Here is a 22,228-nt window from a genome sequence, read left to right on the forward strand (position 1 = left end):
GGTGCCCAATGAAGCTGTATTTCAGCCGCAATCCCAATCCTCGACTCGCGGTCGCGGTGTCGCGCTATCTCGAAGCGAAAGTCGACTTTGAATTCGCCTCCCCATTCGCTCCGGGCAAGCGGAGAAGTATCGCCCGTTAAAAATCCCAATCTCTCACTGCCTATCCTTGTGGATGACGAGGGAAAAAGCCTCTGGGAGGCGGACGCCATAGCCTGCAGGCTCTCGCGTAATACGCATTCGGATTTCTGGCGCACCGGCGATGACGAACCCGACATGATCCGGTGGCTCAGTTGGGGCAAGGAACACTTCGCATTCGCTTGCGACACGGTGCATTTCGAACGTGGGACCAAACAGCGCTATGGCATAGGCCCGATTGATCAGGAGCGAGTGGACGAGGGGCTAAGTCATTTCCGCACGGCCGCCGCGATAATTGAGGCCGTGCTTGCCCAGCGGCAATGGCTGGTCGGAAATTCGGTTTCCTTTGCCGACTTCCGAATGGCGACATTTCTGCCGTTCAACGATGCCGCCAGATTGCCGCTCGATGATTATCCCTCTGTCAGTCGCTGGTATCGTCGGCTTGAAGAGATCGACGCCTGGCATGACCCTTTCAGGGGACTGGATGCGCCCGAATTGCCGCCGGTGCCGCCAACGGTGACAAATTAGCGGGTCAGGGCGGTTCGTGTTGGCCGATTACTCGCGGTCGGCACCGCGCCACAATTCCCTATGATCAATGCCGTCCTCTACAGCGACCAGATCATTCCAGCGAACCAGAAGGTCGACATTCGTTTGACCGAGATGATGAGCGAGCGTGGCCCTCGCATCGGATACATTCCCTCCGGTCCAGACCCGGATTTACGGTTTTACTCGGACAAGCAGGCTATTACGCTCGTCAGGGGCTCGTCCTCGACATCTTCTACGATCTGGACCGCGATCACAGTGCAGAGCTGGATGCCTTGCTGGCATGCGATGCAATCCATCTTTCGGGCGGAAACACCGCCGCCTTTCTTGCCCAGCTCAGGCGCAGCGGCATGCTGGACCGGTTGCGCAAACTGGGCCAACGATGGCGGCCTTCTCATTGGCGCGAGCGCGGGGGCAATCTTGATGACCCCGACCATCGCTGTGGACGCACTGTTAGGCAGCAAGCGTCCGGAGGATGTCAGCGATGGTGCGGCGCTCGATCTGGTACCATTCGAGTTTTTCCCTCATCTGCAGGCGAAGCCGAGCTATCTGCCGGACTTGCTTGCCTACAGCACCCGGAATTCGCACCCGATCATCGCATGCCAAGACGGCGACGGGGTCGTCGTCGTGCAGGATGTCGTGGAAGGTATTGGTGATCCACTTTGGCTTTCCAAAGGATCTGTCCAGCGGGTGAGAGAGACGAATCTGCCGGTTCTTCGGCGCTGCTTGCGGCAGGCATCGATCGTCGTGCACATCGCAGGACGCCGGCCTTCAAACCTGCCGGACGATTGTGCCGATCACATTGACGAGAAGGCGCGCTGCAGTCAGGGCCGAGAGGCCGTCGATGTCGGCGGGAGGATAGAACTCGACAAGGTCGAATCCTGTGACCCTGGCACGCCTGCCGAGGCCCGCGATCAGGTCGATCACCTGCGTGTAGGTGAGGCCGCCGGGCGTACGCGCCGCCACGCCCGGCATGATGCCGGGATCGATGCTGTCGCAGTCGAGGGTGACGACCACCCGCGCTCCTTCCGGAATATGCCGCAGAGCGGTTTCGATGCCCTGGCCGTGAACCTCGCGGGCGGTCACGAAGTGGCTGCCATAGCGCCGCGCCGCTTCGATGTCGGTGAGGCGCGCGCTGCCGACGCTACGCAGGCCGACCTGCACCATGCCGGCGACATGCGCCATCTCGCTCGCCCGGCGCATCGGGCTCGAATAGCCATAGCGTTCGCCATGCACCTCGTCGCGCCAGTCGATATGGGCATCGATCTGCAGGATCCAGACCGGCCCGTGGTCCGCAAAGCCGGCGAGGAAGGGAATGGTCACGGAACAGTCGCCGCCGAGCAGGATCGGTACAGCCGGCAATGCCAGGACCTCGCGCGTCCTCGCCTCGATCCGGGCCCGGTTGCCAGCATTGTCATGCATGGTTGTAGCGATGTCACCGGCTTCGATGCAACAAACCGGATGGCCGTCGAACAGCGGGCCGCCGAGATCGAAATCCCAGTGCTCGACGAGCGCGGCATCTTCCTGGCTCGCAGCGCGGATGGCGTCGGCTGCCAGGGCATGGCCGCTGCTGTCCTTGCCGGGATAGGTGCTGCCATGACCGGCTCCGAAGATCACCGCACGGGGCATGCGGCCATCGGCGAGGCGATCGTGAAAGCTGAGAAAAGGAGGCGAGGCGGTCATGATGATCGTTTAGCTGAGATTTCGGTGTTGAGGTAAGGCTGTCTGCTATCCTGGAGCGAGGCCATCGAGCAGGAAGTCGAGGCCTTTCCTAAAAGCGCCGTCCCAGTCGCTATCCAACAGCAGGCGAGAGCGTTCGATTGTCGGATAGCGTTCACTGGTAAGGCGCTGTTGCGCAGCGGCCCTGTCGTCGTCAGAGAGGTCGAAGCTCCCCCGGGTGATGGTGGCGCCCATCACATAGTTCCAGAGCGACCATATCGCGACGTTCAGATCGGTGTCCGCTACACCGGCTCTCGACAAGGTCTTGCTCAGCAGTTCAAGGCGACCGAGGATGTTCGGGCCGAGGGCCCGGCGCGGCAACAGCGATGCCGACCAAGGATGGCGCAGCATGCTGGCGCGCCAGTCGTCGAGCATATGAACGACTTCCCCGCGCCAGTCTTGAGACTCAACCATTTGCGGCGGTCCGCGATATTCGAGCACCGAGTCGAGCGCCAGATCAAAGACCTCCTCCTTGTTGTCGACGTGCCAATATAGGCTCATCACGCCCGAGCCGAGGCGATCGGCCAGCCGACGCATCGTCAATCCGTCGACACCTTGGGCGTCCAGCAATTCTACCGCGGTCGCCACGATACGTTCCAGAGAGAGAGGCGGTTCGCTGAGCGGCTCCTGCACGGACTGGAGTGACACACTTATCCGTTGAGACCGTTTGCCCTGGGTGCCGTTGCGTTTGACTGCCATCCGTCTTCCTCGCTGGTCAGAACGTCGATTTATGCCGGCAATGCGACGAATGTCGATCCTGAACGATTGACTCGTACATCGTACGATGCGACTAAATAGTACATCGTACGATTCAATCATATGGGCGATCGGTTAAAGTTCAGTCCTGCCGGCCCCGAGGGTACGTTGCTCGCAGTCCTCTGAGCCAAGAGAAAATCATGTAACGCGCAATCAAGCACCTGCATATCGGAGGCCTAATCATCATGACCATGGGAGTTCCCACTGCGACGACAGCGAATGAGAATGATCTCAAGCTGACCATCGTCAATCCACAAAACCTCTACGACCCGACGCCGAATGGCTACAGCACGGCGGTGATCGTGCCCCGCGAAGCCCGGGTGGCCTACATCTCCGGACAGGGTGGCCAAGACAGCAGGGGAGCCTTGTCACCCGACTTTGCAGTCCAGGTTAAGCAGGCCTATGCAAATCTGGGCGCGGCTCTCGATGCGCTCGGTGCCAGGCCGGATCAGGTCGCCAAGCTCACGGTCTTCGTGGTCGATCACGATATGTCCAAGCTTGAGGTGTTGACCAAGAACGTCAAGGAAATGTTCGGCGAGGCGCTGCCGGCGCAGACTTTGGTTCCCGTTCCCAAGCTTGCAATCGACCCCATGCTCTTCGAGGTGGAAGCCGTGGTCGTTCTGGAATAGTGGGGCGGCGCTCTTGGCCCGATCGCTCGAATTGAAATGGATCGAGTGCGCCGCAGACAGCCGCGCGCGCTCGCAATCACGAGGGCCGAGCAACAACGCTTCGCGGCTGTCGCATTACGAAGCTGCATCTGCATCAGATGTCAAAGCTGTTTAGAGACGCGACCTTGCCAGCAAGTTAGAAATGCGACAGTGACGCGCTGTTTGGCACTGACGGGAGCGCCGATCGGGCGTCAGCTGGTGCGGGTTGCGCCGCCCGATCGGGGCGATCCGGTTGATCTCCTCGGCTTTAGCTTTAAGTGCCCGTGCTCTCGAAAAAAAGCACTGCATGGCTCGTTCTTTCCGCGTAACTATAACGCATGACGCAAGAGGCGACCGCATCGACTACCCCTCGCAATATGCCAGCCGCATTCGGTGGCGGTGCCATCATTGGCGCCCTCGGCGGCCTCATCGGCCTTGGCGGCGCGGAGTTCCGACTGCCGCTATTGATCGGCATTTTCAACTTCGCTGCACTGGAAGCAGTGATCCTGAACAAGGCGATGAGCCTTGTCGTGGTGGCTACAGCTTTGCCGTTCAGGGCGCAGACAGTGCCCTTTGCCGACGTGGCGGCCCATTGGCCGGTCATCCTCAATCTGCTTGCTGGTAGCCTCTTGGGTGCCTGGTTTGGAGCAGGGTGGGCGACACGTCTCAAATCGGAAACTCTCTACAAGGTGATAGCCTTGCTCCTAGTCGTCATCGCGGTCGTGCTGTTGTTCGGTCACGATGCCACGACAAGTCAGGTGCTGGTCACCGGCACAGCACAGCTCGTAGCAGGGATCATTGCTGGGTTCATCATCGGCATCGTCGCCTCGCTCCTCGGAGTAGCCGGCGGAGAGCTTTTGATCCCGACACTGGTTCTGTTGTTCGGCGCCGATATCAAGCTGGCTGGCAGCCTGTCGCTCGCCGTGAGTCTGCCAACGATGCTCGTTGGGTTCACTCGCTATAGCCGAGATCAGAGCTTCTCGGTCATCGGCCGCAACAAGAAGTTCCTTCTGATCATGGCCGCCGGATCAATCATAGGGACATTCATCGGTGGCCAGTTGCTCGGGCTGGTGCCGAGTTACGCGCTGCTTCCGGCACTCGCGCTGATCCTGGTGATATCGGCCGTAAAGGTCTGGCGGCACAAGTAGTCACTCGGCTGCCTCCAGTCGCTCGGCCGCCTCCATCCGAGCCATCGCCTGCTCCCGCCGGGCAATGACGGCCGGATCGTTCATGAAATCCGTCCGACGTCCCGGCTTCGTGCCGCGCTTCACATAACCGTTGCCCTGGCTGCCGTCGGGAATGCCGAACATGTGGTTCGCCTGGCCGGTGCGGCGCGGGCCGTGCTGGCTGCGCTGAAGGTCGCGGCCAGCCTGCATCTCGGCCACCATTGCAAGCGCTTCGTCCAGGCGCTTGCTTTCGACAATCTCCGATCTGTGAACCGAGCGCAGCTTGTCAAATGTCCTGTAGGGTAGGGACGTTCTGCCATCCATGATCTCAAGGCGGCCGTCGGGATAGTCGCAGACAACAACCTTCTTGCCGGCCAATGGTGCGAGCCATCGATCTGCACCAACTCGCCGAGGCAGTCGCGCCGGCCCCGTGGCTGGTGAAGCTGCCTCTTGCGCTCCCGGCGCGATGTCCAGTGCCGGCTTCCGTCATCCATTTGCGTAGCGTCTCGGTGCTGACGGCGATCTGGTGCCACTCAAGCAGCTTCTCGCGGGCAAGCATCGGTCCGAAATCGATGTAGTGTTCGCGGATCAGCTCCAGCACGAAGTCGCGAACACCATCGACAATGCGATTGTTGGAATGCCGGCCACGCGCCTTGTGCCGAAGAGCCGTAGCGCCATCCGCCTGGAACGTCTTCGACAGCCGCTGGACCTGACGAACTGAAACGTCGAGCAGGCTTGCCGCTGCAACGCCTGTCATTCGCCGCTCAATAACCTTCGACAGAACCTCGATACGCCGCAGCTCGCGTTCGCTCATCAGAACCAGTCCCAATCTGCATCTCCCGCGCTGTCGAAGGCGAGGAGATTGGCAGCGCACAAGCAGGAGCGACATTCCTACTTTGCCAGATCCGGACATTTTAACTTAGTGCTACACATCGAAGTCGCATAAGATAGATTATGGAACTAGTGCGTACGGGCCGATGTGAGTTGAAACAAGCGCTTAGCGCCAACCGCGCCTGTTATTTGACCGGCATAGGCCCGGCTGACCGCCTCGGATTATCGGGATTTGCAACGGCGCCAAGCAGCTGCTTCGTATATGGATGCGACGGTCTGACGATGACCTCGTTGGTCAGGCCGCGCTCGACGATGCTGCCGCTTTGCATGACGCATATGTCGTCGGCAATGTGATCGGGCCCCGCAGCCTGGAAATCCTGCGCCGCATCAAACAGAATCTCAATGTCCTGCAATTTGACGATCCGCGTTTGCCGATCGGAGATTGAGAGACGCTCGGCGCGCCCCGACGCAATGTCCGGGCCGGCACCGCTGCCGCCAGTCACACGATCAGTGCTGCCGGTCGTGAAAAATGCGGCCCATCATGCTGATTCATAAAGGTATGTCGATCACCATACCGTCATAGGCCGGCACGACATTGTCCGGTGTTTCGGCCATGATCTTGTCGTAGTCGAGCGGCACGTGCATATGCGTGAGCACGGCGTTCTTAGGCGCCAGTCTTTCGATCCAGCCAAGCGCCTGGTCGAGCGACAGATGGCTCGGATGCGTGTTGTACTGCAGCGCGTCGATGACCAGCGTATCCAGGCCGCGCAGCCGTTCCGCCGTGGCGTCCGGAAAGTCGCTGATATCAGGGCAATAGGCGAGCCGGCCAATGCGGAAACCAAGCGAGATGATGTCGCCATGGATCTGCGGCAGCGGCTCAAGGGTGAGGGCGCCGCCCTCGCCTTCGATCATCACCGGCTTTGCATGGTCGATGATGTGGGCGCGCACGATCGGCGGATAGGAACTGCCCGGGGGCGTTTCGAAGCAATAGCCGAATGCTTGCCGGAGGCGCTGCATCGTCGGCTGGTCGGCATGAATATCGATCAGGTGGCGCTGTTCGAGCACGAAGCCACGCAGATCGTCGATGCCGTGGATATGGTCGGCATGCGGGTGCGTGTAGATGACCGCGTCGACGCGTTTGACCGATGCCAGCAGCATCTGCTCGCGAAAATCCGGTCCGGTGTCGATGACCACCGTGGTCCTGGCGCCGTTCGCCGCGATGCGCTCGACCAATGCCGCCGTGCGCATGCGTCTGTTCCTGGGGTTGGCCGGGTCGCAATTGCCCCAGTCGCCGGTGATGCGCGGCGTGCCGGGTGACGAGCCGCAGCCGAGAATGGTAAGGCGCAGCCGGTCGCTCATGCCTCAGGCGCCCGGCGCGCCCGGACGCGGCATTTTCCCGAAAAGCCGGAAGACATTGTCCGTGGTTATGGCTGCGATCTCGGTTTCGCTGACGCCAATCGTTTCGGCCAGCACCTTGGCCGTATGCGCGACATAGGCGGGCTCGTTGCGCTTGCCGCGAAACGGGATCGGCGCGAGATATGGCGCGTCGGTTTCGACCAGCAGGCGGTCATGCGGCACGTCGGCCGCGATGGCGCGCAATTCGGCTGAATTCTTGAAGGTCAGGATGCCGGAGAAGGACACGTAGCCGCCGAGTGCAACGCCGACTTCGGCCAGCCGCCGCCCGGATGAAAAACAGTGCAGAATGAAGGGGAAGGCGCCCTTCCCTGTTTCGTCCTCGAGGATGGCTGCCATGTCGTCATCGGCGTCGCGTGAGTGGATGACCAGCGGCAGGCCGGTCTCACGCGCGGCGGCGATATGGGTGCGAAGCCCTTGCGCCTGCGCCTCGCGCGGAGCGTGATCGTAAAAGTAGTCGAGCCCGGCCTCGCCGATCGCCACCACCTTGGGATGGGCAGACAATCGCACCAGGTCGGCGGTCGTCACGTCAAGCTCTTCGGCCGCATTGTGCGGATGGGTGCCGACGGAGCAGTAGACGTCATCAAAAGATTTCGCGATTTCAAGTATTTGATTGAACCGCTTCACCCGCGTCGAGATTGTCACCATGCGACCAATGCCGGCCGCCAGGGCGCGGGCGACAATGGCCGCCCGCTCTTCGGCGAAATCCGGAAAATCGAGATGGCAGTGACTGTCGACCAGCATCAGGCGTTCGCGTCCGGCTGCTCGACATAACGCGGAAACACCGGCTGCGGCGCTGGCAGCGCCGTGCCTGGAACCAGCGCGTGAGTTTCATCGACATGGGCAAGGTCACGGCTGTCTGCCGGCACGGCCAACGTATCGAGCAGCTTTCCCGCCGAGCCCGGAATGAAGGGCTGGCACATCAGCCCTACCCGTCGGATCACCTCGGCCGTGGTCCACAGCACCGTTTCCATGCGCGCCGGATCGGTTTTCTTGAGCGCCCACGGTTCCTGGCCGGCGAAATAGCGGTTGGCTTCCGCCACCACGGCAAAGATCGCCGCCAGCGCCAGATGGATGCCCTGCTCGGCCATGGCCTTGCGCGCCGTGGCAAGGGCGGCGGTCGCCTGATCGAGGATCGCCTTGTCGAGGTCGGTCAGTTCGCCGCGCTTCGGCACCACCCCATCGCAGTTCTTGGCGATCATCGACAGCGAGCGCTGCGCCAGATTGCCGAGGTCGTTGGCTAGATCGGCATTGGTGCGGTTGACGATGGCATCGTGGCTGTAGCTGCCGTCCTGGCCGAACGGCACTTCGCGCAGGAAGAAATAGCGCACCTGGTCGAGACCGTAGTGTTCGACCATGGTGAAGGGGTCGACGACATTGCCGACCGATTTCGACATCTTCTCGCCGCGGTTGAACAGGAAACCGTGGGCAAAGACACGCTTCGGCAGTTCGATCCCGGCCGACATCAGGAAAGCCGGCCAGTAGACCGCATGGAAGCGGACGATATCCTTGCCGATGATATGCGTGGCCGGCCAAAAGCTCCATTTCTCGGCCTTGGTGTCGGGATAGCCGGCGGTGGTGATGTAATTGGTCAACGCGTCGACCCAGACATACATCACATGCTTGTCGTCGCCCGGCACCGGGACGCCCCATTTGAAATTGGTGCGCGAGATCGAGATATCCTTGAGGCCGGACTTGACGAAGCTGAGCACCTCGTTGCGGCGCTCGGCCGGACCGACGAAATCCGGCTGGTTTTCATACAGCGCCAGCAATTTGTCCTGATAAGCGGACAGCCGGAAGAAATAGCTTTCCTCCTCGTTCCATTCGACCGGCGAGCCAAGCGGCTCGCGGCGCACGCCATCCTCGCCGAGCGTGGTTTCGCTCTCCTCGAAATAGGCCTCCTGTCGCACCGAATACCAGCCGCTGTAGCGATCCAGATAGATGTCGCCATTGGCAGCCATCGCCTTCCAGATCGCCTGGCAGGATGCGTAGTGGCGCGGTTCGGTCGTGCGGATGAATTCGTCGTTTGAGCTGCCGACTGTTTCGGTCATCGAGCGGAAGATTGCCGAATTGCGGTCGGCAAGCGCTAAGGGCGTGATGCCTTCCTTCTCGGCCGTCTGCTGCATCTTGAGGCCGTGCTCGTCGGTGCCCGTGAGGAACAACACATCCTTGCCGTCGAGACGCTGGAAGCGGGCCAGCGCGTCGCTGGCAATGACCGTATAGGCATGGCCAATATGCGGCTTGCCGTTCGGATAAAAGATCGGAGTGGTCAGGTAATATTTTTCGCGTGCCATGGATGAAGCCGTCATGAATGGTCTGAATGGGAAGTGTGGCGGTGGATATCGCATCGGAACGGCGATTGCCATCCCGCGGCCAAGGCCACGTTCACATTCGCATTACAGAGTTCAGGCGGTCGATCATGGTCAGGGCGTGCTGCTTCTTGTCGAGATTGTAGGTGTCGGTCTCAGATATAGCGTTCAGCGCCTCGTGCCAAGTATCCGACAGCGTTTTGGCTCGCGCCAGATCGCCGGCAAGAGCTGCCTCGCTGGCGCCGTTCGAGAGCAGATCCAGCGCATGGCGGTTGAAGATGTCGAACTGGATCGCCTGGTCGCGGCCGCCGACGGCCTCCGCAAGCCGATAGGCACTATTGACGTCGCTCTTTCTGGCGCCGACAAGCGCGTCCAGGGCAGCCGCAATCTCCAGCCCGCCATATTGCGTCAGCAGGATCGCGTTGCGGGCGCTGCCTCCTGCCCGCTCGGCTAGTGCTGCGCGTGCCGCCGGCTCTTCCGGTGGCGGTGGTTCGATGCCCTGGAGCACGCTCATCAGATCCTCGGCGTCGAGCGGCGTCAGCCGCACCATCTGGCAGCGCGAGCGGATCGTCGGCAGCAGGCTGCCTGGCGCATGGACGATGAGAATGAACAGCGTGCGTGCTGGCGGTTCCTCAAGATTCTTCAGCAAGGCATTGGCAGCATTGATGTTCATGTCGTCGGCCGGGTCGACGATCACGATCCGGTAGCTGCCGTCGTGCGAGGTCAGCGACAGGAAGCGGCTGACCTTGCGGATCTCGTCGACGGTAACGACCGTCTTGAAGCTCTTGGTCTTGTCGTTGGCCGGGCGGGTCAGATGCAGCACCGAAGGATGGGCCCCAGTGGCGATCTGCCGAAACAGCGATGAGGCCCGATCAGGAACGGCAAGCGCGTCGGGGGCTTGGCTGAAGGCCGGATGCTTCAACAGATGGTGCGCCAGGTGGAAGGCTAAAGTCGCCTTGCCGATGCCGACCGGACCGGCAAGGATCAGCGCATGCGGCAGCTTGCCGAAGCGATAGGCCGATGTCAGCATGGCGGCCGCCTGCGCATGCCCAACCAGGCGCGGTGTTTCAGATGGCTCCGGCACGCCGTCCAGCGTGTCGTGCTGCTCGGGGGCGATGCGTTCGAAGATCATGCGGGTGCTGCCTGCCGCCTGTTGGCCGGCGTCATGGTCTCCAGGGCGGCGAACACGGCCGCGGTGACGACATGCTCGACGGTATCGGGGTCGGCGGAAGCATCGACGACGATGCAGCGCTCCGGCTCCGCCGCGGCGATCGCCAGGAAGGCTTCGCGGCGGCGCTGGTGGATATCAAGCGTCTCCTTTTCGTATCGGTCCGGTCCGGCGTTGGCGCCGCGCCGCGCTGTTGCGCGCCGCAGGCCTTCGGCCGGGTCGATGTCGAAGATCAGCGTGATGTCGGGCACCATGCCGTTAATGGCGACCTCTTCCAGTGCCTCCATGAACGCCGGATCGAGGCCCCCGGTGACGCCCTGGTAGACGCGCGAGGAATCCATGAAGCGATCGCAAAGCACGATGGTGCCGCGCTCGACCGCCGGCCGGATGATCTGCTCGACATGGTCGGAGCGCGCGGCCGCGAAAAGCAGCGCCTCCATCTTGGGGCCGAACGGTTCGGCGGCACCCGAAAGCAGCACATGCCTGACCGCTTCCGCGCCCGGCGAGCCGCCCGGCTCGCGGGTGACGAGGACATCGTATTTCTTGGCGCTCATCTTGCTTGCCAGCCGCTCGATCTGCGTCGACTTGCCGGCGCCCTCGCCGCCTTCGAAGGTGATGAAAAATCCGCTCGCCACTCGAAACTGCCCTTGCTGTGCCGCCCTGGTCTGGATGCTCTCTTAGTCCCGGCTTGAAAAAAGGTCCACGATCTCGGCCAGAACTCCCAGCTGCTTCCGCCCCAACTATCTGTTTTGTCGCATTCCGAGACGGAAAACCGCTGCGCACTTTTCCTGCAATGCTCTAACGCAGCCAGCCGACGGCCAGTTCCTTCGCGGCATCGAGCGCGCGCTGCGGCAGCGTGCCGACGCCGACCGACTCGGCCGCGAAGAGCGGCGTCTCCTGGCTCAGCGTGTCGCCGATCCAGACGCGCAGCGCGCCGACCGGCTGCCCCGCTTCGACCGGCGCGGAAACCGGCCCGTCATAGACGATCCTTGCGGTCAGCTTGTCGCGATTGGCGATCGGCAGAAAAATGTCCACCGGCCCCTTGGCTTTCAGCGCCACGCCGGACTTGGCGCCGCCGAAGACCGCGGCTTCGCCAACCACTTCGTCCTTGGCGAAGATCTCGGTCTTTTCGAACGAACGCGAGCCCCAGTCGAGCAGCTTGCGCGCCTCTTCGGACCGTTCGCGGTCGCTGGCCAGCCCGCTCATCGCCGCGATCACCCGCGTGCCGTTATGGCTGACGGTGCCAACGATGCCGAAGCCCGCCGCCTCGCTCGTGCCGGCCACGAAGCCATCGGCCCCGATGCCCATGGCGAGCAGCGGATTGCGGTTCCTCTGCGTGATCTTGTTCCAGGTGAAGTCGGCCTGGCCGTAATAGCGGAAGAACTCGGGGTAGTCGCGCCAGATGTGCAGCGCCAGAAGCGCGAGTTCCCTGACCGTCGACTGCTGTCCGTCGGCCGGCAGTCCGGTCGCGTTGACGAAGGTCGATTTCTGCAGGCCGAGCTGACGCGCGCGTTCGGTCATCTGCGCGGCAAAGTTCGCCTCCGATCCGGCCATGCCTTCGGCAAGCACGATACAACCGTCATTGGCGGCCTGCACGGTCACGCCCTGGATCAGGTCTCCGACGCTGACCGCCGATTTGAGCTTGGCGAACATAGTCGACGTTCCCGACGGGGCGCCGCCCGTGCGCCAGGCGTTCTCGCTGACCACGAAGGTGTCGTCGAGTGTCATGCGGCCGGACTTGATGGCGTTGAAAACCACCTCCATCGTCATCAGCTTGGCCATCGAGGCGGGAGGGATCGGCTTGTCGGCGTCCTTGGCGAACAGGACAGTGCCGGTTTCGGCGTCGATCATGAAGGCCTGCGCGGCCTTGGTCTCGAAAAGCTGCGCGCTCGCCGAAGCGAGCGAAAGCAGCAGCAGGCCAAGTCCCAGAAGCCCCGCGACAGGCGAGAAAAAGCGAAATTGCATAAGGAATCTCGACCCGTTAGCCGGCGTGCGTCATGCCCGGCAAAGCTATCAGGCTTTTTCCTGGCGGATCAACCGCGAGAGCAAAATTGATCAGTTGCGCACAACAAGCGCGTCAGGCGCGCCATGCGACCACGCCGCCTGCAGCATCTCGTCCAGGCTGCCATGGCCATCCGGATAGAGGTTGACCGAATACCAGTCCTTGCCATCGAGGTCGGAGCGCTGGATCTCGGTCCTGCCGAAACTCGAGAGCCCGGCCGCCACGCGCCTGGCTTCGGCAGCATCCTCGAACGAACCGGCCGCGACGTAGTCGGAGGTGGCCGACGGGGTCTGGGGGTTGGTCAGTTTCCAGGACTGCAGGACATCGGCAGGCGACATGCCCTGGCCACCCAAAGCGGCAAAGACGTCGGCGCGCTCAACACGCTCATCCGCATAGGACAGCGAAGCCATGGCAAAGGGCGATTGCGGCGGCAGGTTGATTGCCGGACGTTCGGGCACGATCGGGCCGAAATCGGGCAGCGTGACATCGCTGGAAGACGGGGCCTGCAAGGACATGACCGGCTGCGCTTCGGGCGGCTGGCCTGAATCGGTCAGCTGACCGGGAAACGGCACGGCCGCGGCGCTCGCCGGCAGGCTCGGCGACGGGCCATTCATGGCGACCATGACGCCGGTCGGCAGGCCATCGGACGGGTCCGGCGCCCTGTTGCCGGGATGGTAGGAGGCCATCAGATACTGGTCGTCATTGCCGTCGAGCGGGGCGCGGCCGACATACTCGACCTTCACCTTGGCGGTGCCGATATTGGCGTAGTCGAGCATTTCGGCGGCACGCTGCGACACGTCGATGATGCGCCCCTCGTGGTAGGGACCGCGATCGTTGACGCGCACGATGACAGAGCTGCCGGTCTTGAGATTGGTGACGCGGGCATAGCTCGGCAGCGGCATGGTCGGATGCGCCGCCGTCAGATGCTTCATGTCGTAGATTTCGCCATTGGCGGTCAGCCGGCCGTGGAACGCATCACCATACCAGGAGGCAAGACCCACCTTGGCATAGCGTCTGTCTTCCTTCGGATAATACCACTTGCCGCGTACCTGGTAGGGCTTGCCGAGCTGGTCGCGGCCGCCGCCACGAGGGATGGAAGCCATGTTGAACCTGACGCGCGGGCTTGCCTTCACGCCATATTCGGTTTCGGAGAAATACTCCTTGGAGCGGGGCTTCCTGGTGTCGACCATCGCCTTCGGCTGCGGCGCCGCGCAGGCAGCCAGCAACGTTGCCGAGATGGCGAACAGCGCGAGAGCGGGTGCGCGACGAAGACGCGGGCGCGCCGAAGTCTGCATTTTTCCTGATGTCCCCTACAGTCTTGCTGCCAGCCGAATTCCGTGGAGCCAAAGCACTCGCACGAAACATGCCAGCGACACCCTGATCCCCAATCCCTTGTGCGCAGGAATTGTTTATCACGGTGTTAACCGATTATGGTCGGAACCGGGCGAGATTGTGGCGCGCCCTCGCCTGCGAATTGGCGCGAGGTGCACCATGGAACCGGAGCCGGTCCGGCGCGTTGTCGCCGGATGCTTAAAAATGTCGCTTTCGCTATCGTGCTGACACAAGTCGCCGCCGTTGCCGGGCTCGTGACCGAGACGCTGCTGTTTGCCTCATCCACCAGCGACGCCGCCAACGTTGAGATGATTGCCAAACCCATGGTGCAATGCGACGTGGCAATATGGCCGAATATCCCGGAATATTGCCGCAAGCAGGCCGAAGCAGGCAAAACGCGGACGACACTTGTGTTGATGGCCGGCAATTAGGCAGCGATGGCCGTTTTGGATTCAACGCTTGAGCCGACTGCTACCGGTTACGACGATTGTGAGGCAATGCTGCTCAGATCAATTTCCCGACGTATTTCAATCGCTTATCGGCAAAATCTGGCGGAGGGAGTGGGATTCGAACCCACGGTGAACTTGCGCCCACGCCGGTTTTCAAGACCGGTGCCTTAAACCGCTCGGCCATCCCTCCATCGTGATTTTTCAATCACTTAGGATTGTCGCTTTCGGTCAGTTTGAGCAATTGGCACCGGATTGGCACCGAAGGCGTTCCCGACCGGTTCGCTCTTCATTCCTGTAGAGCGGCATCGAGGGCGGCGTCAACCACCGCTGCGGCGCCTTCCTGCTGACCAGGCAGCATATGCGCATAATTGCTCAGCGGGAACGTGGCGCGTCCCAGCACCTACATCGCGGAGGAATCAACCACTTGCATTTACAATCCACGACGGCGACAACGGCGCGGATCTATCGACGTTTGTATCATACCGACTCAACCGAAGTCCTCTGATCTGATGCGAGAGGTCTGAGTGATGGCGGCAGAGGTCCGATCTCCGACTTTCGTAAAGAGTTCGTACAAGCTTTATGCTGATATTACGGCGCGCGGTTGAACTCGAGAGGGGCGCAGTGGGCCCACCAAACACTCTAAGACAACTCGCGCTTCGCTCGGCGGATTCGGGCGGAGGCCCGCCGGTGTGCGCAATAGCGATGTCGTGGGGGCGCCATTATGTTCATTGATTACTACGAAATTCTGGAAATCAGCCCGAACGCGAACTCCGAAACGATAGAACGGATATTTCGTCATTTTGCTATGCGCTACCATCCCGACAATCAAAACACCGGTGATGAAGCACGCTTCAGCGAAATCGTGGAGGCCCATAATACGCTCAGAGATCCGGTCAAGCGCGCGCAGTATGACATTCAGTATAAAGACCATTTGAACCTTCGACGCGAGTTGACTGAGGAAGCCGGCAACACCAAAGGCATCGAACGGGATGTCGTCATTCAGGCCAAAGTGCTCTCGCTTCTTTATGTCAAACGCCGACAAGACGTAAACAATCCCGGCATTGGCGACACAGAACTCGAGCGTTTGTCAGGCTGTCCGCGTGAACACCTGGAGTTTCATCTCTGGTACCTAAAAGCAAAGGGCTGGATAGCAAGGATCGAAAACGGGATGTTCGCGATCACCGTAGACGGCATCGATCGCGCCAATTCCGAGCATCGTCGTGACCCCGCCACCAGACTACTGGACCATACAGGCTGACGCGGAAGGCTCGTCGCCGGCTTCCTCCTTGGGTCGTCACCAGCTGGTATGCGCCTTCAGCTTGAACGACCGGCCTTCGCCGTACGAGCACGCGACGACGGTGGTGGTCTGGCAGCCGGAGACATAGGTCTTGTCGAACAAATTGGTGATGTTGAGATCGACGCCCCAGTTCTCCCTTTCATAGCCAAGCTTCAAGTCGGCCAGCATAACGGCTGGCACCTTGTTTGTGTTCGCATGGTCGGCCCATGAGGAGCCGAGATGGCGCACGCCGGCGCCGATCGAGATGCCGTCATACCAGTCGCCGCGGAAAGTATAGTCGACAGAGGCGGAAGCCATTACCTCCGGCACGATGAAGGGCGTCTTGCCGATGAGCGTCGGGTTGATGTCCTTGGTAATGTCGATGTCATAAGCGGTGAACGCACCCGTTACCCGGAAATCGTCGGTGACGTTCACCTTGCCTTCCAGTTCCACGCCGCGCGAGCGTACCTCGCCGGTTTGCAGCTGTGTGAACAGACTAACGTTCGAAGGCACATTCTGACGGGTCAAGTCGAACACCGACAGGGTGAACAGGCCATCCATGAAGGTCGGCACGTATTTGATACCAGCCTCGTATTGCACGCCCTCTTCCGGCTTGAACAGGTTGCCGTTCGCGTCGGTACCGATGATGGGGTTGAAGAAGGTAGCGATGCTGACATAGGGCGTTACGCCGTTGGCGAACTCATAGGCGAGGCCGGCGCGGCCGGAGAAATCGCCAACAGTGCTGTTCTGCGTGCTGGAACTCGCCGAGTAATATGTCGGGCGATTGTCGGCTTCGAGCCAGCCACGGTCATAGCGGCCGTTCAGCGTCACCAGCCAGCCATCACCGAAGCGCAGCTGGTCCTGTGCATAGAAGCCGAGTTGCTTCTGCGTCAGGTCCTGGTTGAGGTAGCTGACGCGCGGCGTCAGCGGCGCGCCATAGACAGGGTCGAAGGCGTCGATTGGCGGTGTGGTTCCAAACAGCGCGGACGACTGCACCTGGTCGATGTTGTAGTATTTGTAGTCGATGCCGGCCATCAACGTGTGCTCGATAGGGCCGGTCTCCACCTTGCCCTCGACCTGGTTGTCCATGAGGAAGGTCTTGGCCTGGGTATCATGGCCAAATTCGACGCGCGCCAGCTGGGTCGCACTGGCCCAGCCATTTGGATAGACATTGACCTCATTGATATCGGAAGCGGTGAAGCGGGCATTGGAGCGCACCGTCCAGTTATTCTCGAAAGTGTGCTCGAACTCGTAGCCGATCGAGCCCTGTTCGCGCTTGTAGAGATCGATGCTCGGTTCGGTGAAGTTGGCGTCGGGGTCTATGCGGCCGTAGTTCACGCCGTTGACGATCCGGTCCGTCACCGTGCCGTCATAAGGCAGAAAACTGCCGCCATTGTGGTTTTCGTCGATGTGGGTGTAGTTGGCCAGATAGACATTGCCGGCGTCGTTGACGCCGGTTTCGACATAGCGCTTGCGTTCGAAATCCGGCCGCTTGCTGACATAGTTGACCAGACCGCCCGGATTGCTGCCGCCATAAAGCACCGAGGCTGGGCCCTTCAGCACCTCGATGCGCTCCAATCCGAACGAGTCGACATAGAAGCCGCCGAAGCCGTAGCTGAACAGCTGCAGCCCATCCATGTAGACGCCTGTGTCCGTCGCCTGGAAGCCCCGAATGAACATCCAGTTGGTGTCGCTGTCGGCGCCGAAAGGCTGAGCGAACACGCCGGCGGTGTAGCGCAGCGCCTCGTCGGCCTTCTGCGCGCCCTGGTCATCGATTTCCTGGCGGCCGATCACCGAGACGGATTGCGGGATGTCCTTGAGATCGGTCGCCGTCTTGGAGCCGGTCGTCGTCTCCTTGGCGACGACGCCGTCGACCGGCCCGGTCGCGCCGTCTCCCGCCTCGCCCTCGACCAGCACCGGTTCGAGTTGGGTGCCGGTTTGCACGGTCTGCGCGAATGCGGCCATCGGCGGGAGCATCGCGAGAGCGGCGACGCTGCCAGCGAGAAGCGACTTCATCCGGTAAGTTCTGCTCATAAGGAAGGTTCCGCCTGTCGAAATTGAGATACTTGATCATTTATCTCAACTTATCTGCGGGTCATTGGATGGATTTGGGCAGTTTGTCGGTTCTTGTCCAAACGACGGACATCGCGGCGTCATGTTGCGGAAATGTCACTCGCGGCCGGCGCTTTTCATCCAGGCGCCCGGCGTCACTCCGACGACCGACTTGAACACCCGCGTCAGATGGGCCTGATCGAAAAACCCGGTCGCCTCGGCAATATCACCGAGCGAGGCGGCATCATGCGCCATCATCGCCTGTGCCCTGCCAACCCGCGCCTGCATCTGCCAGCGATGCGGCGGCACGCCCGTCGCCGCCTTGAAGGCGTGGCTCGTAGCGGTCTCGGACAGGCCGGCCAGGGCGGCGAGGTCGGCGAGGCGGATCCTGTCGAGGCAATGCGCGTCGATGTAGTCAGTGACCAGGCGCAGCTTGCGGCGGGACAATGGCGCCCGCCGCCGCGCGGCGACTGGCTGGTCAATCTGGAAAAGGCTCGCGAACAAGGCATTGAGCAGGCCCTCGCCATAGAGATCATGCAGCTTCTGGCCAGTGTCGCATTCGGCGGCGATCAGGCCGGCAAGCGTGGCGATCCGGTCGTCGCGAAACTGGAAGCGCGACACGTGCAGGGCGTCGCCATCGAGGCCGCGGCCGAAGCGGCGCGTCAGGGTTTCCGCGTCGAAATGCAGGTCGAGATGCCTAATCCGGCGCAGTCCCTCGACCCGGCCACGGATCGGCACGCCGGCCGGAATGTAGGCCATGGAAAAGGCCCGGTCGTGGCGGCGCGCTTCGCCCTTGGCCCCTTCGACGAAGAAGGCGCCGTCGCCATCTACATCGAGCGCGACAAACAGCCGGGGGTCGGGAGAGACATAGAAGCCCTCGGCCCGGTCTGCGCACGACACATCCCAGAGGTCGGCAACCGCGCCGTCCCAGACGTGGCATTTCAAACCGCCAATGACGGAAAATCCCTGAATGCGGCTTTCCATGCGCGGAAGGAAGGACACGCTTTCCCCTCATCTGATCGAAGACTCCGCCTCAGTATATTTCTTGATGAAAATGATCAAGTTTTTCGCGGAACGGTTTCGGGGGGCAGCCTGAGGCGGCTACGGCGTGGCCGCAGCCGGCACCTGCCTCCTTCCCGTGCGTCCGGCGAGGTCCATCTCGAACAGTCGAGCGGTGCAACACCGCAACGAGTTGGTGCTCAAGACAGGTTCGATCCGGGCACAACCAACGGTCTTTGTTGAATGTCAGAACGCGATCTTCAAGCCCAGCTTGCCGCTGATGGTTGAGCTGTCTTCAGACCACTTGCCGCGAATTTCACTGCTGAGCGTGGTTGCCTGCGTCATCTTGAGATTGAAGCCCGAGGACAACGCCACGGAGAGGTCCGCATCGTCGAACTCGCTTTCCACGCCTTCAACGCTGGCCGTGTTCGAGTAACCGAAGCGCTGCTGGATATCTGCTCGTGCATAGGGACTGATCACCATGCCGTTCCCGAGTTGAAAATCGGCATAGATTCCGGGATCGAATTTGACCGCGCCAAACGACAAGCGGCTCTCTCCGAAATCCGTGTCGGAGTCGTCCGTGTAGGCATCACCGGTAAACGTGACACCCAACAATCCGCCGCGCAGGTCAAGGCGCACGCGATCGGTCAGATTGAAGATACGGCCGACCGATCCGGTCACCGCATAGCCTTGCGTGTCGTAGCTTCCTGACGTGCCGGAGCGGTCGACGTCCGTGTTGCCGAGGAACGCCGACGCGGCCACGAGCACATAGCTTGTGCCGTGACGATAAAGCCCATAGCCGCCGAACATACCGCTTCTGTTCGTGGCCTCACCGCCGCTCGAGAAGCCGAAGGCGTCGACGTCTACCGCGGCCGAGGCATAGCCGCCAAACAGGCCGAGGTTGAGGCCGTGCTCATTGTCGAAGCCGAAATGCTTCGCTGCATTGAAGTCCACGCTGACGGCAGCGGAGAATTCATCGACGTCGAAATGTGGTCCGTCGAACGTATCGATGCTGTTCGAAATCCTGAAACCGTCATGCTCGGTATGGGCGAGCTGGCCGGAAGCGAAAACACCGAATGGCGCGGCCTGGGCCGGGGGGGCTATTTTGGCGGGGCTGACATCTGCATCGACTATGTCGTCGACAATGTTGCCAAGCGCATCCAAGGACGTGTCGACGATCGCGCTGTTGGCCGCGCCGCCAATATAGCAGCTCGTGTCGAGAAAGGTTCCCTCGCTGTCGAGGATGCAGGCGTTCGCCGTGGAGGGCACGAAAATGAGGCCGGTGCCGATCGAGAACGCGCTCGCCGTGCACAGGCGCAGAAGCCAATTCTCTACTTTCATTGTCCCCTTTTCCTTGGCTGCTTGCGATATCAGACTTGAATATCAGGGCATGCGGTTCGCGGATGAACTATGAAGTACGTCACTGACTGCTGCAGATGTGAGAGCAACAATCGCTCCTTTATTGGCAAGGAGCATACCATCTTATGTCCAGCGAGCATATGGATTCGTGTGAAGCGCTGGCCCCGGCATGCCGGGATGGCCGAGGAGCCGCCCTCTGGTTGTGCTCGACTGCGTTGAGGACAATGCGCACGCACTGGTCGAAAGTGTGCCGTGCCACGCCGCCTTCCTTCAGGATGGTTTCTCGTGTAAAAATTACCCCTGTCTTCGGAGATACTGGTTTCGGCGCACGAAGAGGGACGGCGTCAGGCTGGTGGACACTCCGGTGACTCGAAGATTGTCGCATGCTGAAACGAGCTCGTGACATGACCTACGGTCCCTTCCTGCGCATTGTGGCAGTTCTGCTGGTTTCATTGTTCGGATCGATCGGCGCTCAGGCCGCGGTCGTGGAAGAACTGTCGCCGCAGCCTGGCAAACGGCTGGCGATCGTCATCGGCAATTCCAACTATCAAAGCACGCACCTTCCCCATCTGGCGAATGCCGGCAACGACGCGACAAGGCTTTCGGAAAGCCTGAAAAGGCTGAACTTCGATGTGCTGACAGGAACGGATCTTTCGTCCGACGGATTTGCCAGGCTTTTCCGAGAAGCCGACGGCAAGCTCGCCGGCAGCAATGCCGTGCTGATCTTCTACGCCGGCCACGGGGTACAGCTTCAGGGCGAAAACTATCTGCTGCCGGTCGATACCCCCGATGCTCAAAACCTTGCAGAGCTGACCGCGCGCGCGGTCAGGCTCAATGACGTGATTTCGAGGTTTGCCAGCCGTCAGCGGCAGACGTTCATTTTTCTCGATGCGTGCCGGAACAATCCCATGGGCAAAGGCGCGAGCGCCATGGATGGTCTCGCTCAAGTCGAGGTCGGCGAAAACACGTTTGTCGCCTTCGCAACGCAGCCCGGCAACACGACGGTCGACGGGGCGGGCGACAACAGCCCCTTCACCACGGCTCTGTTGAAGAGCATCGAGATTCCAGGGCTCAGCATTTCGGACATGATGATCCGGGTGCGCAACGAGACCGAAGCACTGACTGTTGGCCGCCAGGTGCCATGGGACCAATCGAACCTGCGCGAGCAGTTCTATTTCACGGAGCAGCAGGAGCTCGACCCGGCTCAGCTCAGCGCCAGCCTGTCGCGCATTCTGTCGGATCCGGTCGCCAAGGAAAAACTGCAGATCGAGCTGGCGTCCAACGATCTGCAGACCGCGGTGATCATCGTCGGGCAGACATTGCGATCGGTTGAGATTTCGCCACCGTCAGCCGCACCGGCCAAGCCCGTCGGCACTCAGATGGCCAGCCTCGAGGGCGCGCGGCAAAGCGTCGTCTCCGGCCTCGAAACGCTGATCGTCGGCAAGTCGGGAGAGCCCGACCAGGAGCAAGCAACCGATCTCGCACGCAGCATCCAGACGGAATTGCGCCGCCTGGGCTGCTACCGGACGACGATTGACGGTAGCTGGGGCAAGGGTTCTGTCCGCGCCGTCACCAACTACTACAAGAACACCAGGCAGACAGCATCGACGACTGAACCCACGGTCGAGCTTCTGAGCGATCTGTTCCTGCATTCCGGCAGGGTCTGCAAGGACCCGGTGCTTGTGAAGGCCAAGCCGGCGAAAGTTTCCTCAGGTCTGGCTCCGGCGCGCGGCAAGGCGGTAACCAACCGCAAGGCCGGCAAAGCGTCGAAGCCGCAAGCCTCGCGTCCCGCACCTCCTCCGCCCGACATCAGTGGCGGTGTCGGTATAGGTGGCGTGTTCTAGAGCGGTTCAGCTTTTGATAGAAACGCTGCCTCGCTCTAAAGTATTTGTTTTTACGCAATTCCGGACGGAAAACCGCTGCGCACTTTTCTTGGAACTGCTTCTAGAGCCTTTCAGGTTTTGACGGAAGCATATCCGGCGTTGTTGAAGTAGTTTGAGCATTCGTCGGGTTCTATGGTGGCGACGAGGTGTCCGATGTGTCGCCAGGTATCGGCGATGGTTCGCTTCTGT

The 22,228-nt window shown here is 61.2% G+C and carries 18 protein-coding genes, 1 tRNA gene and 4 pseudogenes; 7 read left to right on the forward strand and 16 right to left on the reverse strand.

Features of this window, described 5'->3' with window-relative positions; all coding sequences use genetic code 11:
* Nucleotides 1-8: 8 nt before the first annotated feature.
* Nucleotides 9-663 (forward strand): annotated as a pseudogene (locus D3227_RS17410) (glutathione S-transferase family protein).
* Between the two features lie 438 nt (nucleotides 664-1,101).
* Nucleotides 1,102-1,254, forward strand: a pseudogene (locus tag D3227_RS42710) (Type 1 glutamine amidotransferase-like domain-containing protein); the annotation flags it as partial.
* 195 nt (nucleotides 1,255-1,449) lie between these two features.
* Here the strand turns inward: D3227_RS42710 and D3227_RS17420 are convergent.
* On the reverse strand, nucleotides 1,450-2,361 hold the full coding sequence (locus D3227_RS17420) for an agmatinase (protein WP_120015312.1): 912 nt from the start codon (nucleotides 2,359-2,361) through the stop codon (nucleotides 1,450-1,452).
* A 45-nt stretch (nucleotides 2,362-2,406) separates the two neighbouring features.
* Entirely contained in the window at nucleotides 2,407-3,096 is a 690-nt protein-coding gene (locus tag D3227_RS17425; protein ID WP_120015313.1) for a TetR/AcrR family transcriptional regulator, read from the reverse strand.
* A 242-nt stretch (nucleotides 3,097-3,338) separates the two neighbouring features.
* Between D3227_RS17425 and D3227_RS17430 the strand changes: the two genes are divergently transcribed.
* Nucleotides 3,339-3,782: a RidA family protein gene (locus tag D3227_RS17430; protein WP_120015315.1), complete on the forward strand. Its 444-nt coding sequence runs from the start codon at nucleotides 3,339-3,341 to the stop codon at nucleotides 3,780-3,782.
* 395 nt (nucleotides 3,783-4,177) lie between these two features.
* Entirely contained in the window at nucleotides 4,178-4,948 is a 771-nt protein-coding gene (locus D3227_RS17435; RefSeq protein WP_425374517.1) for a sulfite exporter TauE/SafE family protein, read from the forward strand.
* Here D3227_RS17435 and D3227_RS17440 read toward each other — a convergent pair.
* From D3227_RS17440 to D3227_RS17480, 9 genes and pseudogenes are all read right to left on the reverse strand, one after another.
* A pseudogene (locus tag D3227_RS17440) lies at nucleotides 4,949-5,780 on the reverse strand (helix-turn-helix domain-containing protein).
* A 202-nt stretch (nucleotides 5,781-5,982) separates the two neighbouring features.
* Entirely contained in the window at nucleotides 5,983-6,210 is a 228-nt protein-coding gene (locus D3227_RS44305) for an ABC transporter ATP-binding protein (RefSeq protein WP_167480735.1), read from the reverse strand.
* Between the two features lie 136 nt (nucleotides 6,211-6,346).
* Nucleotides 6,347-7,156 carry an MBL fold metallo-hydrolase gene (locus D3227_RS17450; protein WP_120015317.1) on the reverse strand — a complete coding sequence of 270 codons (810 nt, stop codon included), beginning with the start codon at nucleotides 7,154-7,156 and terminating at the stop codon, nucleotides 6,347-6,349.
* Nucleotides 7,157-7,159: 3 nt separating this feature from the next.
* Nucleotides 7,160-7,954 carry a TatD family hydrolase gene (locus D3227_RS17455; RefSeq protein WP_120015318.1) on the reverse strand — a complete coding sequence of 265 codons (795 nt, stop codon included), beginning with the start codon at nucleotides 7,952-7,954 and terminating at the stop codon, nucleotides 7,160-7,162.
* Nucleotides 7,954-9,504 carry a methionine--tRNA ligase gene (gene metG / locus D3227_RS17460; RefSeq protein WP_120015320.1) on the reverse strand — a complete coding sequence of 517 codons (1,551 nt, stop codon included), beginning with the start codon at nucleotides 9,502-9,504 and terminating at the stop codon, nucleotides 7,954-7,956. Before metG ends, D3227_RS17455 begins: the two co-directional genes overlap by 1 nt.
* Before the next feature lie 91 nt (nucleotides 9,505-9,595).
* Entirely contained in the window at nucleotides 9,596-10,651 is a 1,056-nt protein-coding gene (locus tag D3227_RS17465; protein WP_120015322.1) for a DNA polymerase III subunit delta', read from the reverse strand.
* Nucleotides 10,648-11,322 (reverse strand): dTMP kinase, encoded by a 675-nt coding sequence (gene tmk, locus D3227_RS17470; RefSeq protein WP_120015323.1) that lies wholly within the window; start codon nucleotides 11,320-11,322, stop codon nucleotides 10,648-10,650. Before tmk ends, D3227_RS17465 begins: the two co-directional genes overlap by 4 nt.
* A gap of 163 nt (nucleotides 11,323-11,485) precedes the next feature.
* Entirely contained in the window at nucleotides 11,486-12,652 is a 1,167-nt protein-coding gene (locus D3227_RS17475) for a D-alanyl-D-alanine carboxypeptidase family protein (RefSeq protein ID WP_208646383.1), read from the reverse strand.
* Between the two features lie 90 nt (nucleotides 12,653-12,742).
* Entirely contained in the window at nucleotides 12,743-13,984 is a 1,242-nt protein-coding gene (locus tag D3227_RS17480) for a septal ring lytic transglycosylase RlpA family protein (protein WP_120015324.1), read from the reverse strand.
* A gap of 189 nt (nucleotides 13,985-14,173) precedes the next feature.
* Here D3227_RS17480 and D3227_RS17485 point away from each other — a divergent pair, with 189 nt between their 5' ends.
* The gene (locus D3227_RS17485) at nucleotides 14,174-14,452 is read left to right on the forward strand and encodes a hypothetical protein (protein WP_208646384.1); all 279 of its coding nucleotides are present in this window, start codon (nucleotides 14,174-14,176) and stop codon (nucleotides 14,450-14,452) included.
* Between the two features lie 118 nt (nucleotides 14,453-14,570).
* On the opposite strand, the gene D3227_RS17490 is transcribed toward D3227_RS17485, so the two are convergent.
* A tRNA-Ser gene (locus tag D3227_RS17490) sits at nucleotides 14,571-14,660 on the reverse strand.
* 531 nt (nucleotides 14,661-15,191) lie between these two features.
* Between D3227_RS17490 and D3227_RS17495 the strand changes: the two genes are divergently transcribed.
* Nucleotides 15,192-15,728, forward strand: coding sequence for a DnaJ domain-containing protein (locus D3227_RS17495; RefSeq protein ID WP_120015327.1), 537 nt, complete (start codon nucleotides 15,192-15,194; stop codon nucleotides 15,726-15,728).
* A gap of 36 nt (nucleotides 15,729-15,764) precedes the next feature.
* On the opposite strand, the gene D3227_RS17500 is transcribed toward D3227_RS17495, so the two are convergent.
* The 3 genes from D3227_RS17500 to D3227_RS17510 all read right to left on the reverse strand — a co-directional run bounded on the left by D3227_RS17500 (nucleotide 15,765) and on the right by D3227_RS17510 (nucleotide 20,138).
* On the reverse strand, nucleotides 15,765-17,780 hold the full coding sequence (locus D3227_RS17500; RefSeq protein WP_245451782.1) for a TonB-dependent siderophore receptor: 2,016 nt from the start codon (nucleotides 17,778-17,780) through the stop codon (nucleotides 15,765-15,767).
* Nucleotides 17,781-17,915: 135 nt separating this feature from the next.
* Nucleotides 17,916-18,800 (reverse strand): helix-turn-helix transcriptional regulator, encoded by an 885-nt coding sequence (locus D3227_RS17505; RefSeq protein WP_245451783.1) that lies wholly within the window; start codon nucleotides 18,798-18,800, stop codon nucleotides 17,916-17,918.
* Between the two features lie 243 nt (nucleotides 18,801-19,043).
* Nucleotides 19,044-20,138 (reverse strand): autotransporter outer membrane beta-barrel domain-containing protein, encoded by a 1,095-nt coding sequence (locus D3227_RS17510; protein WP_120015331.1) that lies wholly within the window; start codon nucleotides 20,136-20,138, stop codon nucleotides 19,044-19,046.
* 422 nt (nucleotides 20,139-20,560) lie between these two features.
* On the opposite strand from D3227_RS17510, the gene D3227_RS17515 reads away from it, so the two are divergent.
* Complete coding sequence (locus D3227_RS17515) at nucleotides 20,561-22,000, forward strand: caspase family protein (protein ID WP_120015332.1); 1,440 nt, start codon at nucleotides 20,561-20,563, stop codon at nucleotides 21,998-22,000.
* A 110-nt stretch (nucleotides 22,001-22,110) separates the two neighbouring features.
* Here the strand turns inward: D3227_RS17515 and D3227_RS17520 are convergent.
* Nucleotides 22,111-22,228 (reverse strand): annotated as a pseudogene (locus tag D3227_RS17520) (IS630 family transposase); the annotation flags it as partial.

It is taken from the genome of Mesorhizobium waimense, assembly GCF_003601975.1.
Classification (GTDB): domain Bacteria; phylum Pseudomonadota; class Alphaproteobacteria; order Rhizobiales; family Rhizobiaceae; genus Mesorhizobium; species Mesorhizobium waimense.

Excerpts from the sequence above, each read along its gene's own strand:
- metG (WP_120015320.1), bottom strand. The coding sequence starts at position 9,504 with ATGGCACGCGAAAAATATTACCTGACCACTCCGATCTTTTATCCGAAC.
- D3227_RS17425 (WP_120015313.1), bottom strand. The coding sequence starts at position 3,096 with ATGGCAGTCAAACGCAACGGCACCCAGGGCAAACGGTCTCAACGGATA.
- D3227_RS17515 (WP_120015332.1), top strand. The coding sequence starts at position 20,561 with ATGACCTACGGTCCCTTCCTGCGCATTGTGGCAGTTCTGCTGGTTTCA.
- D3227_RS17435 (WP_425374517.1), top strand. The coding sequence starts at position 4,178 with ATGCCAGCCGCATTCGGTGGCGGTGCCATCATTGGCGCCCTCGGCGGC.
- D3227_RS17510 (WP_120015331.1), bottom strand. The coding sequence starts at position 20,138 with ATGAAAGTAGAGAATTGGCTTCTGCGCCTGTGCACGGCGAGCGCGTTC.
- D3227_RS17450 (WP_120015317.1), bottom strand. The coding sequence starts at position 7,156 with ATGAGCGACCGGCTGCGCCTTACCATTCTCGGCTGCGGCTCGTCACCC.
- D3227_RS17465 (WP_120015322.1), bottom strand. The coding sequence starts at position 10,651 with ATGATCTTCGAACGCATCGCCCCCGAGCAGCACGACACGCTGGACGGC.
- D3227_RS17420 (WP_120015312.1), bottom strand. The coding sequence starts at position 2,361 with ATGACCGCCTCGCCTCCTTTTCTCAGCTTTCACGATCGCCTCGCCGAT.
- D3227_RS17455 (WP_120015318.1), bottom strand. The coding sequence starts at position 7,954 with ATGCTGGTCGACAGTCACTGCCATCTCGATTTTCCGGATTTCGCCGAA.
- D3227_RS17430 (WP_120015315.1), top strand. The coding sequence starts at position 3,339 with ATGACCATGGGAGTTCCCACTGCGACGACAGCGAATGAGAATGATCTC.
- D3227_RS17495 (WP_120015327.1), top strand. The coding sequence starts at position 15,192 with ATGTTCATTGATTACTACGAAATTCTGGAAATCAGCCCGAACGCGAAC.
- D3227_RS17480 (WP_120015324.1), bottom strand. The coding sequence starts at position 13,984 with ATGCAGACTTCGGCGCGCCCGCGTCTTCGTCGCGCACCCGCTCTCGCG.
- D3227_RS17475 (WP_208646383.1), bottom strand. The coding sequence starts at position 12,652 with ATGCAATTTCGCTTTTTCTCGCCTGTCGCGGGGCTTCTGGGACTTGGC.
- D3227_RS17500 (WP_245451782.1), bottom strand. The coding sequence starts at position 17,780 with ATGAGCAGAACTTACCGGATGAAGTCGCTTCTCGCTGGCAGCGTCGCC.